The sequence below is a fragment of the Phycisphaerae bacterium genome (assembly GCA_024102815.1).
In the GTDB taxonomy this organism is placed as follows: Bacteria; Planctomycetota; Phycisphaerae; order UBA1845; family UBA1845; genus JAGFJJ01.
On the sequence record JAGFJJ010000006.1, the window covers coordinates 50810 to 62839 of the forward strand.

General features: G+C 62.9%; 9 protein-coding genes. 4 read left to right on the plus strand and 5 right to left on the minus strand.

Annotated features, from left to right (window positions below; translation table 11 throughout):
- Positions 1 to 61 precede the first annotated feature (61 nt).
- The 3 genes from J5J06_01515 to J5J06_01525 all read left to right on the plus strand — a co-directional run bounded on the left by J5J06_01515 (position 62) and on the right by J5J06_01525 (position 3688).
- A complete protein-coding gene (locus J5J06_01515) occupies positions 62 to 613 on the plus strand; it encodes a hypothetical protein (protein ID MCO6435747.1) in 552 nt (183 codons plus the stop codon).
- A gap of 94 nt (positions 614 to 707) precedes the next feature.
- Positions 708 to 2021, plus strand: a complete 1314-nt coding sequence (locus J5J06_01520) for a hypothetical protein (GenBank protein ID MCO6435748.1) — start codon at positions 708 to 710, stop codon at positions 2019 to 2021.
- Between the two features lie 224 nt (positions 2022 to 2245).
- The gene (locus tag J5J06_01525; protein ID MCO6435749.1) at positions 2246 to 3688 is read left to right on the plus strand and encodes a hypothetical protein; all 1443 of its coding nucleotides are present in this window, start codon (positions 2246 to 2248) and stop codon (positions 3686 to 3688) included.
- Between the two features lie 27 nt (positions 3689 to 3715).
- On the opposite strand, the gene J5J06_01530 is transcribed toward J5J06_01525, so the two are convergent.
- The 5 genes from J5J06_01530 to J5J06_01550 form a co-directional block, all read right to left on the minus strand.
- On the minus strand, positions 3716 to 4264 hold the full coding sequence (locus J5J06_01530) for a TIGR00725 family protein (GenBank protein MCO6435750.1): 549 nt from the start codon (positions 4262 to 4264) through the stop codon (positions 3716 to 3718).
- A gap of 62 nt (positions 4265 to 4326) precedes the next feature.
- Positions 4327 to 5730, minus strand: a complete 1404-nt coding sequence (locus J5J06_01535) for a VWA domain-containing protein (GenBank protein ID MCO6435751.1) — start codon at positions 5728 to 5730, stop codon at positions 4327 to 4329.
- Positions 5731 to 5749: 19 nt separating this feature from the next.
- Positions 5750 to 6889 carry an FAD-dependent monooxygenase gene (locus J5J06_01540; protein ID MCO6435752.1) on the minus strand — a complete coding sequence of 380 codons (1140 nt, stop codon included), beginning with the start codon at positions 6887 to 6889 and terminating at the stop codon, positions 5750 to 5752.
- Positions 6890 to 6923: 34 nt separating this feature from the next.
- Positions 6924 to 9230, minus strand: coding sequence for a cbb3-type cytochrome c oxidase subunit I (locus J5J06_01545; protein MCO6435753.1), 2307 nt, complete (start codon positions 9228 to 9230; stop codon positions 6924 to 6926).
- 180 nt (positions 9231 to 9410) lie between these two features.
- Positions 9411 to 10676: a serine hydroxymethyltransferase gene (locus J5J06_01550; protein MCO6435754.1), complete on the minus strand. Its 1266-nt coding sequence runs from the start codon at positions 10674 to 10676 to the stop codon at positions 9411 to 9413.
- A 775-nt stretch (positions 10677 to 11451) separates the two neighbouring features.
- On the opposite strand from J5J06_01550, the gene J5J06_01555 reads away from it, so the two are divergent.
- Positions 11452 to 12012 (plus strand): thrombospondin type 3 repeat-containing protein, encoded by a 561-nt coding sequence (locus tag J5J06_01555; protein MCO6435755.1) that lies wholly within the window; start codon positions 11452 to 11454, stop codon positions 12010 to 12012.
- Positions 12013 to 12030 lie beyond the last annotated feature (18 nt).

Sequence of the window (12030 nt, forward strand, 5' to 3'; positions counted from 1 at the left end):
GCTCCAACGTCGCGTTTACCGGGTTCAATTCACGCACTGCGGCTCATTGAAGGAAAACGCCATGTTCCCCCCGATACCGAGTTGGGACCAGTTTCATCCGATCGTCGTTCACTTCCCCATAGCCCTGCTCATGGTCGCGCCGGTCCTCGTGATCCTTGGCCTGATCCTCTACAAACATTTTCTCTGGTTCGCGATTTCGGCCTTTACCATCATGGCCCTCGGGGTCATCGGTGCCTTTCTCGCCGTGGCTTCGGGGGAGGCTGCCGCTGACCTGGTCAACCGAACGCCGGAAATCAACAGCGTCATCGAGCGGCACATGGAACTCGCGGAAACGTCCCGGCTGGTGTTCCTCGGCCTGGCGATCGTCTTCGCGGGAATCGCATTCGGACCTCACCTCCTCAAACGCCCGCTCAGGCGAAAGGCCGGAACGATCACCGTCGTCGTCTTCCTGCTCGTCTATTCAGGGGGGATGCTTCTTCTGGCCAACACCGGCTATCTCGGAGGCCACCTCGTCCATGATCTCGGCATACGCCCGCTGGTCTCCGAGTATCAGCAGCAGACATTGCATTCCTCGGACAACGACGAACACGAGGACGAATCGCGAGAGGACTGATAACGAGATTCAAACGCCGCTCGCCAGATGGGGAGGATTGCATAAGGCGTTCGGGGTTCCGGTTGTCGCCAGGCGCCCGGTATAATCCGCCCCGATGATCTTCATACTCCCATTTCTTTTTCTGGTTGGCGCCACCCTCCTGGTCATTGGTCTGGAAGGGCGCCAAGTCGATGACTACCCCTACTGTACGCACTGCCGCTACAACCTCACCGGCCTAACTGCCAACCGCTGCCCGGAGTGCGGAACCGAAATTTCCCGCAACACCGTCGCCTTCGGCCGGCGGGAGCGAAACCGCCCCGTACTCATCGCCGGAGGAGTCGTACTGGGCATTGTCGTGTTGACCGCAGTGTCGTTCGCTGTCGGAGAGATCCGCGGCGTCAACTGGTACAAGTATGTCTCCACACACCGCCTGCTCAACATGGCCGGCCGCGATGTTCGATCGGCTGTCGACGAACTCTACCGCCGTATTCAAACCGGCGCCCTCGACGAAGCGCAGCGGCAGGAAGTCATCGAGTCCGCTCTCGCCCGCCAGACGGCCAATCTCAATATCGATCCTCGGCCCGTGTGGGCCAATCTGCTCGGCTTGCTTGACAGCGTAAACCAGTTGACGCCGGAACAACGGGAGGCTTTCCTCGGCTCGGTCGCACCCGTAAGGGTCCGTGTCCGCGAACGCGTCCGCCTGGGTGACCCGGCCGTCGTGGAAATCGACATGATCGACCGCGGCGCCCCGTCGTGGACCTACGCCGCCGATATCCACCTCATCGACCTGAAGCTCTCTCCCGCAAGCGTCCCGTTCTCGGTTCCACTCTATCCCACGTTCAACCTCGACTCCCGGGCAGACATCCCTCCCTTTGCACTCACTTTCCCGACGACGAACGTCGGCCACCAGACCGCTACGGGTGTCATCGATACTACCCTCTACGATCCCAACACCGACCCGGCCTTTGCCAAGCCCACCTGGCACCATGCTTCGCCCTTCTCCCTCGACTATGAAGTGCTCCCCGAGGACGCACCTGACCCCGTAAATTGGGTCGACGAGCCGGAGCGCGAAAGCACCATCCGCCGGGCAATCTACCCCGACCAGGTTCACATGCAGTGTCGCGGGATCATCTGGCGCAAGTGCCGCTTCATCGAGTACATTTTTCTCGAGCGCTCGTTCGATGTCGATCTCGCATTCGAGGTCATCTTCGAGGTGGGCGGCCGGAAAATCGGCGGCGCCGCAGTCTCCTGGGCCAATGGTGAGATGGGTTGGCGGGCGGCTTACAGCGACGACTTCAAGCCGCTCAAGACGAACCAGGTCCACGTCGTCCTCAGGGCGACCCGGAGCGCGGCACTTCAGTCCGCCGATTGCTACAACATCTGGCGGGGCGAAATCCGCATACCCGCGGTCAGCGTCACCGGCCCGTAACCCGCGATTCGCAACTCCCCGCGCCGCCGGGATTAGCGGACTTCCCCCCCCGACCGGGGAACGTGCTCCCCCTTGCCGAGCAACCGGCCGATCGAATATGAAATGGACATTGCGGCGCTTGGGTGCGGTCGCGTCGAAAGACACACCCCGCGGGATGGCATCCCTCCGTACGTGAGCCGGATCAGGCCCGACCCATAACCGAGCGCGTTTGATTCGGCTTCTTTATGACCAACCCTCGTTTCGGCCTCCGCGCGGAGCGTGCGCCGACCCCGGCGGCCGCCGGAGGAACACGATCCGATCAATGCGGGCTCCGCGTCGGACGCCGTCTCGCCGCATGGCTGCTCGCGACCTGCCTCGTTCTTGCCGGGGCAATCACCGCCCAGGCAAGACCGCAGACTTTCGGTTCGAGCCGCGGCGTTCTTCCCGATTCCGCCGGTGCGATTGCCGAAGTCATCATCCAATACGACCCTGACCTGTACACGGAGTCGCTGCCCTTATTCACCGACCTGCTGAACGCGCTCTCGCCCCGGACGCACGTCACCGTCCTCGTGCCTTCGAACGAGGGCATCACCGATGTGATGTCGGCCTGGGGGCCCGACCTGACCGCAAACGGACGTTCGGCGACGATCATCAATGTCGGGCTCCATCTCAGCATCTGGGCCCGCGACCGCTACATTCCCCGCCAGCCGTTCTCGCTGGTCGGCTCGGCGGCTGGTTTCCTTTCCGCCCCCTATCCGGAATTGGAGCAGGCCAAGATCAACGAGCTTTTGGCATATCAGACGCTCGGGGCCTTCGGCGTGATCGCCGAACCTTCCGACCTCGGCCTTCGCCTGGAAGGTGGAAACGTCGTCGCCAATCGACGCCACGTTTTCGTGGGCGCCAATGTCTTCGCGGAGAACGACGTACCGGCTTCCAGCGCCCCGCTTCGCCAATCGCTGCGCGAAGTCTTCGGGCGCGAATACGTCGTAGTTCGTGATCGCAACGACCTGGTGCCCTGGGTCCACGTCGATATGTATCTCACACCGATCGACGACACGACCGTCCTCGTGGGCAGCGTGACCGCCGCGGCCGACATCCTGCGGGAGTCCGGGGAAGGCTATCTCATCGGCGCGGCGGAGGACGCCGAAGAGTGCGGCCCCCTCGGCTCCATCGGCGATGCCTGCCTGTCGGATATCGTCGAGACCTCCCTGGACGACGTGGCCGAACAGGTACGCGGGCTTGGCTATCGCGTTATCCGTTCACCCGTCGTGCCCGATGTCCCCGACGATTGGATGCTCACCTACAACAACGTGGTGTTGGAACGGCGCAACGGCCGGCGATATGCCATCGTACCGGTCTACAACGTCCCCTCGCTCGACAACGCCGCGGTCGACCTCTACCGCAGCCTTGGTTTCGACGTGCATGCCGTCGACGTCTCCGGCATTTACCGGCTGGGCGGGGCGCTTCGCTGCGTCACCAACGTGGCCCGGCGAACACGAGTCGGGACGACCAGGTCCGCCGCCGCGGTCACCGAGGAGAACAAACCGGGCTACCTGATGGTGCTCGATCTGACGTCCAACGACGAAACCATCCAGCCCGACCACCCGTGCCTGCCCGAGCCGGAATCCGAATTCGCTCCGCTCGAAGCCGGTCCCCCACCGTTCCGCTATGAGCAGTCGGTCCGCTGATCCCCGGGCCGCGTCAAAAGCGCCGCATCACCCCGCGTCGCCGTCCTCGAATAGTGCTTGCAGTATCTCCCCCGCGATCTTCACCGCTTCCTCCGGCGTTTCCGCGTCGAACAGCCGCTTCCGCCGACGGTACACATCATAGGCTTCACCGGGATCGAATTGCAGCAACACCACGCGCTTGTCGTTCTTGAGAGCAAGGTCGATCTCACTGCGCGTGCCCAGCTCGCCCGGGCACGCCACCACGACATCGCTGGAAAGCACGTTGATCACATTCCGGGCGTCTCCCATGCCCGTGACGATCGCCAGGTCCAGATCCGGTGCCGCACCTTTGGCACTCTTCCCCGGCAGCACGCCCACGACGAATCCCCCCGCTTCCCGCGCCCCCCTTGCCGACGCGGCCATCACGCCGCCGTTTCTCCCGCCGTTAAGCAACACCCAACCCCGCCCGGCGATGAGCGACCCGAGCTCCTGCGCCAACTCGGCAACTTCTTCCGAAACCTTCGACCCGCCCATAACGCCCACCACAGCCCGGCGGCGCGCCTCGCCATCAACCTTCCGTGATCCCCCTCTCCTCATCGTTCATTCTGCGTGTTGCGTCCGCAGACAACCATCCATCCGATTTCTTGATCCGTCATTGGTCATTCCTGCGCTTCCAATTCAATCCGCATCGTCTTCGCCCGCGGCAAATCCGCGTAAATCGCATCATCGTGCTGCAGGCTCAACTCATTGTCCGCGACATAGCCCGGAACACGTATCGTCCCCAGGTTCCCGAACGCGCCGAACTCCAGCGCCTGCTCACCGGCAATCTCAATCACACCGGGCTGCGTCTGCTTCACCAGCCAGCCTTCCGCCAGGCCCCCCGCGCCTTGGAGCGTGAATACCGCTTCCGGATGCATGGGCAGCAGAAACCGAAACTTCGTAATGCTCCTGGGAATGTAGCTGGCCTTCAAGGTGAATTGCGTGACGTTGGCGACCGCATCATAAACGCCGCGCTCGACCCGCAGAACGCCCTCGTGCTGATCGCCTCGAATGTCCGTCGCATTGAATGAATAGCTGAACGTGGACACCACGTCCTGCTCCAGCCCGAACGCCACTTCCACGTCCACGGGCCCGTCGTTCTTCTGCGTGATATAAGTGAGGTTCCATTGCCCGCGAAGATCGGTCGTGATCTCCGCGAATACCTCCCGCAGGTTCTCCCGCCCCGTCTGCGGAAAATAGCGCCCGCCCGTCTGCCCCGCCAGCGACGAGAGAATGGACTCGTTCCGCCCCGTCGAACTGAAATCGATCACATACAGCGAAATCCCCTCCCGAACCGCCTCCTCTCGCAGCGTCACCGGATCCTGCGTGCTGCTCGTGTCTTCTCCGTCCGTCAGAAAGACCACGGTATAGACTTCGCCCGGCCGCCGAGGCTGGCTCTCCAGCAGCGCGAATCCCTCCGCCACCGCATCCCAGACGCGCGTCAATCCCGGCTCCAGTGAGCCCTCCGGCGGAATGGCCTCCAGAAGCGCCGCACGGCCCGCTTCGTCCACCGTCGTCAGCGGAGCGACCGTACCGAACCCTTCCCCCAGCTCGTCGCGATCGTGAAACTCGACGAGCCCCATGCGATGCGTCGCCGTAAACACCGGCTGCCCCTCTTCGTCCACCGCCTGGAGAAACTCCTTCGCAGCCTCGATCATCGGTCCGATCGCACCCCGCACGTTCATCGAGTTCGTGTAATCCAGAACCAGCACGACCCGCAACGGAAGGCTCGGCCCCGGAGTCACGAACTGGTTCGTCTCCGTGTAATCCAGCACCCGCCCGTTCTCGAGGATGACGAAGTTGTCCCGCGTCACGCCCTCCGCCACCGCGCGATTGGATGCGTCACGAAGCCGCAGGTCGAAGCTGACCACGTACGGCGGCTGGACCCGCCGATCCAGAACCTGCGTCTTGCCGCTCCCTCGACCCGACGGGTCGTCGGGCCCCGGCCCCCCACCGCAACCCGCCGCAGAAACGATAAGTCCGGTGACCGCGAATAGCGCTGCAATTCGAATCGTGAGTGTCATCCCTTACACCTCACTTGCGTCAGATGGGTTCATCAAACGCCTGGGCAATGTTCTTGGCGAGCATTTCCGTCGAGTAAAAGCGTACTACGAAGTCCCGAAGCCGTGCAATGGGGCGAGACGACAGGAACATCATGCGGCTCAGCTTTCGCGAATCCCGCTGAATCCTGCGAACCCGGTCCTTCCTTCGCTTGACGTACAACGACAGCGCCTCATCCAGGGTCGCGCGGCTGGCACGCGAAAGCTCATCGTTCAGGACGGCCGCCGACTCCATCGCCATGGACGCGCCCACACCCGCGGTCGGCAGAAAACCGGCCGCAGCGTCTCCCAGCAGCACGACTCGATCTCGCACCCAGGTCGCCGAACGTGCGTCCGCCATGGGCCAGAAGTACATCGTCGCATCATCGCGCGGAATCGCCTCGAGAAGCTCATCCGTCGTCGCGCCAAGCCCGGTGAACCTCGCTCTCACGCGCTGCTCCCGACCCGCCCCCGCTTGGCCGAACCCCCCTGCCCGGGGAGCACCCGCAAAAACACATACCTTGTCTACCGCGGGATACACGCCGAGGAACCTGCCCGAACCCCAGTATTCCACGAAAGCGCCCTTCGGGATCGACGCCTTGTCCGCCCACCACATCCAGCCGCCCCAACCCGTATCGAAGCGGGACGGCTCGCCGAACATGACCGCCCTGGCCCGCGAGTTCAGTCCGTCGGCGCCCACGACAAGGTCGAATTCGTCTGACGAACCATCGCTGAACGTGGCGCGCACGCCACCATTCAGGCCCTCCAGACCTTCCAAGGCCGTATCGAATTCGATCTCGGTCTCCCGCAGCCCCTTCCGGAGCACGCGCACCAGATTCGGCCGGGTCGTCCCCAGGATGGCGCCGAAGCGCCCCGCGATCGGATCAAGCGACCAGCGCTTGAGCAGGCGGCCGCGATCGTCGTGCACCTCGTAGCAGCTCGTCTCGACGCTGACGTCCGCAAGGGCCTGGTAGAGTCCGAGACCATGCAGAACGCGCGTCCCCAGCGGATAGAGCCCCAGCGAATAGCCGGCGTGCTCGAAGTTGGGCGCCCGTTCCACGATGCGCAAACGAACACCCCGCGCTTCCAGCAATGCGGCCAGTGTCAACCCGCCGATACCGGCACCCGCGGTCAAGATCCGCATGTCCCGCCGTCCAATGGGGTACTCGGCACCGGCGTCACGCCGGTTCCAGGCTCTCGACAAACTCCTCCGTTTCGGCGTCCGGCGGCAACGGCTCGAACCGCTTTCGTGCCCCGAACATGCGCAGTGCGAGGTAGACGATGGGCACAATGCCGCCGACGATGAACAGCACGTCACCCGGCAGACGCAGCCACTCGAAGACACGCACCGCATCCCGCTCGAAGAACGCTGCCGCCCGGGCCTGCGCGTAACCGGAATTCACGGCGTCGTAAAGCTGAATCGCTCCGATGGGGAAGAGATTGACAAAGAGCATCCAGGCCAGGCCGATGTTCAGGCTCCAGAAGCAGAGCTTCATCGCCCGCTCCCTCCCCCGGTCACGCGGGAGAAAATAGCTCGCCACGAACATGAAGAACCCCACCGCAAGCATCCCGTACACGCCCATCATCGCCCCATGGCCGTGATTCGCCGTGAATTGCGTGCCGATCTCGTAGTAGCTCACAATCGGCAGATTGATGAGAAACCCGAAAACGCCGGCGCCGAGGAAGTTCCAGAAGCCTACGGCGATCAGAAACAGCACCGCCCACTTGTGCGGAAACGTCTCGCTGCTGACGTCAAACACGGACTTCTTCGGCTTGGGACTGCCCAGCCGCATGAACCGCCACGCCTCGTACGTCAGGAGCACGAGCGGAACGACTTCCATCGCCGAGAAGAAAGCTCCCAGCGCCATGTGCACCGCCGGGGCGCCGCTGAAGTACAGATGATGCATCGTACCGATGACACCGCCGACCGAATACAGAATGATGTCGAGATAAATCACCCGCGTCGCCGTCTCCATCCGAACCATGCGAAGCAGAACGAAAATGTACGCCACCATGATCGTGGTGAAGAGTTCGAGAAAATCCTCCACCCACAAATGGACCACCCAGAAACGCCAGAAATCGGCCACCGCAAAGTTCACGACTTTGCCGAAGACCATTCCCGCGGAATAAAAGAGCGGTATGGACAGCGCGCTGTAAATAAACAACCACGGCATGTTGCCCGGGTGTTCTTTACGCAGGCGCGGCCACATGCCGCGCAGCAAGATCACCAGCCACAGCACCATGCCTGCCGTCAGAAGAATCTGCCACATTCGACCCAGGTCGACATATTCCCATCCCTGAGCCCCCACCCAGAACCACGGCCCTTTCACCGAGATCAGGTCTCGCAGGCTCGCCGCCTCACCCAGCAGACTCCCCACCACCACCAGCACCAGCGCACCGAAAAGGACAATCGCCAGCTTGTCCTGGTGCTTGGGCTCACGCCGCGCGATCATCGGCGCCAGGAAGATTCCCATGGCCAGGTATGCGGATGCAACGAAGAAGATGGCGAGTTGCAGGTGCCACATCCGCGTGAGGTTGTAAGGAAACCACGAGGCGATATTGATGCCATAGAAGCCTTCCCGTTCGACGTGGTAGTGGGCGTTCGCACCGCCCAGCAATCCTTGAAAGAGGAAGAGCCCCGCCACGACCAGGAAATACCATGCGGTCGCCCGCTGCGCCGGTGTCAGCCGCACCTCGTGCGGGGCGCGGAACTTCACCGTCTCCCCCGGACCCTCCTCCGATCGATGCCAGCCCAGAACGTCATAACGACCGAACACAAAGAAGATAAGCCCGATGCCGCCGAGCAGTGCGATGAGACTGAAGACGCTCCACAGCATGGCGTCGGCCGTCGGTCGATTGCCCGCGATCGGAGCGGGAGGCCAGTTGTTCGTGTACGAGTAGTTCTCCCCGGGCCGTTTGGCAGTCCCCACCCAGGCCGCCCACGAGAAATACGCCGCCAGATCACGGACCTGATCCTGGTCCGCGATGTGCGGACGCCGCAAACCCTCCTGCTGCTCGGATGGACCGAACCACGTCGCGTAAAACGACACCATCTGCTCGAAGGCATACGCCTCGGCCGCCGTGTACGTCAGCGCTTTCGTCTGCTCATCGTAGCGGTTGGCCTTGAAGTCCTCCTGGACCCTGGCTCGGTCCGCTGGCGATGGCTCGCCGCCTCCGGCGTAGAATGCCAGCATGGCCTCGCCGGCCTGTTCGATATGCTGCGCGGTAAAATCCGGTCCCAGGTAGGCACCGTGGCCGAACAGCGTGCCGTACTGCATCAGTCCGTATTTCTGAAACAGGTGCTGACCGGCCATGATGTCCTCGGCCGAGAACAACACCTTGCCATTCGGATCGACGACCTGCTCCGGGATGGGCGGATGCTCCCGTCCGATCTTGACGGCCAGATAGCCCAAGACGGTGAATCCCGCGATGAATGTTGTGACAGCCGTCACGGCCCAGCGCGGTGAAATCACCATCTGGTTCATTGCACGACTCCTTGAAGACTTGGGAACAAACTCGGGAGGGACTGTGGCTGCTTGATCGAAAAAAGGGCGCGGACGTCGAATGGAGGCGCGCAGGTCCGATGCGCAGGCGTTTGGTCAGGACAATCTTTCATGACTGCCGACCTTGTCTTGACAAATTTTCTTTTCCAATCGTCGCTGTAATCAGCCGTACAGCACGAATTGATTGCAGAGTTCCAGAACCTCGCCGCGGACTTTCTTGAGGACGTTCTCATCCCCGCCGCTGCGCAGGGCGCGATCGATAAGTCCTGCGATGGCCGTCATTTGCGGTTCTTTCATCCCCCGCGTGGTCACCGCCGGTGTGCCGAGGCGCAAACCGCTTGTCTGCGTGGGTTTACGCTCGTCGAAGGGAATCATGTTCTTGTTCACCACGATGCCCGCGACGCCCAGCCACTCCTCCGCTTGCTTGCCCGTTACATCCGGATAGGCTGGCCGCAAGTCCAGCAGCATCAGATGGTTATCCGTTCCACCGGAGACCAGTCGATTCCCCTTCGCTACCAGCCCCTCCGCCAGCGCTTTCGCATTATCCAGAATCTGTTGCTGGTACGTCCTGAACTCGGGCTTGAGCGATTCGGCGAACCCAACTGCTTTGGCTGCAATACAATGCATCAGCGGGCCGCCCTGAGTCCCCGGAAAAACACGGGAGTCGATGGTCTTGGCGAACTGCTCCTTGCACATGATCATGCCGCCGCGCGGACCGCGGAGGGTCTTGTGCGTCGTGGTCGTGACGATGCCCGCCGTCGGGACAGGGCTGGGGTGAAGACCGACGGCCACCATTCCGGCAATATGGGCAATGTCGGCCATGTGCACCGCGCCGACCTCTTCTGCAATTTCTGAGAACTTCTGAAAGTCAATCGTGCGAGGATAGGCCGAGGCGCCGCTGATAATCAGCTTGGGTTTGTGCTCGCGGGCGAGGCGCCGGATCTCCGCGAAGTCGAACTGCTCGGTTTTTCGATCCACGCCGTAGGCCACGATGTTGTAGAGCAGGCCGCTCATGTTCACCTTGAGCCCGTGGGAGAGGTGTCCGCCGTGGGCAAGGTCGAGCGAGAGGATCGTGTCGCCGGGCTGGAGGACGGCCAGGTAGACCGCGGCGTTGGCTTGACTGCCGGAATGCGGCTGGACGTTGGCGTGGTCGCAGCCGAACAGCTTCTTGGCCCGCTCGCGGGCGAGGTTCTCCACCCCGTCCATGTTCTCGCAGCCGCCGTAGTAGCGCTTGCCGGGATAGCCTTCGGCGTACTTGTTGGTGAAAACCGACCCCAGCGTCTCCAGCACGGCCTGAGAAACGTGATTCTCCGAGGCAATGAGCTCGATGGTCTCCTGCTGCCGCCGGACCTCGTCCAGAAGGAACGGCATGATTTCGGGATCGACGGAAGCAACGGTCTTGAAGGTAGCGCGGTTGGCGACGGTCATGATGGCGTCTCGGCTTATGGGCTGGCGGCTCCGGGCGGTCTGCTCACGACCTCCGCCGGGCCGGAACCTGCTGCACTTGGGAAAATTAGAGAATAGCCCGCCCGCGCGGGCGGATCAAACGGGGCGAGTCGCCCCGGACGACCGGTCATGCAATCGCGGTGCCGCGCTGGAGAATGCGGAATGGGAGTGGGAAGCGACGTCAGGGCGGCTTAAAGAGCATGGCGGCGCTCGATCGGCTCCGCCTTCCGAGCTTGGCCATGCCACCCGACCGTGGGGCGGCCGCAGGCTGTTCAGGACGCGTGTTGTGGCGGATACTGGATGGAAGAAGCCACGAAGCGACGAAGCCACGGAGCCACGAAGGGAAGAGAAGACCGGCACGGAGGCACGAAGGCACGGAGCAGCAAGAGGCCACGGAGGCACGAAGGGGAAGTGGAAGGCAATAGGCAATGGGCAACAGGCAACGGGGAAAAAGCACGTGGGCACTGAACTGGGGGAAGGCGGCTCAGAGCGGTCGCTTAACCGCGCAGAACCCCGCCTGTCCATCACGAATAAACAACCGCAACTGATGGGGAGACATGGCATGACTCGGCAGCATCTTCGGCTCGCACTTGCATTATTGGGATCGGTGGCTTTTTGCGGCGCGGCTTCCGCCCAGACGGTTCCATGGGTGGTCTACGACGATCCCTTCTCCACGTCCGTCTGCGACGTGGTCAACACGTCCGAGGCCGAGCTCGTGGTCATTGCGGAGGCCGATCCCGGCGTGGACCGCTTCGCCATCGTCACCGGCTCGGACATCATCCTTCAGGACACGGAGGTGCTGCTTTCGGGCGAGGTGCTCTACCTGGGCCAGCCGGCCGGGACGATCGCGTTCGCAACCGACGGCGACGGGCTTCGCTCGCTGTGGTGGCTTTCGCTGGACGGGCGGGTGATCCAGGTGAACACGCTCTCGCGTCCGGGCGAGCCGACGGTGACGGACACGCGCCCGGAGGACTATCGCGGCGTGCCCTGCGACGCGTGCGAATTCTGGGACGACCAGAGCGTGTGTGTGGACTTCGACTCGGACGACGATGGGGTTCCCAACGACGAGGACAACTGCCCGCTGACGGCCAACGCCAACCAGCGTGACGGCGACGATGACGGCGTGGGCGACGTGTGCGACAACTGTCCGCAGGTGCCTAACAACAGCCAGGCGGACATCGACCGCGACGGATTCGGTGACGCGTGCGACGCGGTGGACGACCGGCCGGCGATCCGCCTGTGCGGCGCGGACATCGTCGTGGGGATGATGATGAGCGTGCTGGGGATGGGGGTGCTGGGGTTGAGGAGGAGGAGGTAGAGCGTCGCCAATCGCGAG

Excerpts from the sequence above, each read along its gene's own strand:
- J5J06_01515 (MCO6435747.1), top strand. The coding sequence starts at position 62 with ATGTTCCCCCCGATACCGAGTTGGGACCAGTTTCATCCGATCGTCGTT.
- J5J06_01520 (MCO6435748.1), top strand. The coding sequence starts at position 708 with ATGATCTTCATACTCCCATTTCTTTTTCTGGTTGGCGCCACCCTCCTG.
- J5J06_01525 (MCO6435749.1), top strand. The coding sequence starts at position 2,246 with ATGACCAACCCTCGTTTCGGCCTCCGCGCGGAGCGTGCGCCGACCCCG.
- J5J06_01530 (MCO6435750.1), bottom strand. The coding sequence starts at position 4,264 with ATGAGGAGAGGGGGATCACGGAAGGTTGATGGCGAGGCGCGCCGCCGG.
- J5J06_01535 (MCO6435751.1), bottom strand. The coding sequence starts at position 5,730 with ATGACACTCACGATTCGAATTGCAGCGCTATTCGCGGTCACCGGACTT.
- J5J06_01540 (MCO6435752.1), bottom strand. The coding sequence starts at position 6,889 with ATGCGGATCTTGACCGCGGGTGCCGGTATCGGCGGGTTGACACTGGCC.
- J5J06_01545 (MCO6435753.1), bottom strand. The coding sequence starts at position 9,230 with ATGAACCAGATGGTGATTTCACCGCGCTGGGCCGTGACGGCTGTCACA.
- J5J06_01550 (MCO6435754.1), bottom strand. The coding sequence starts at position 10,676 with ATGACCGTCGCCAACCGCGCTACCTTCAAGACCGTTGCTTCCGTCGAT.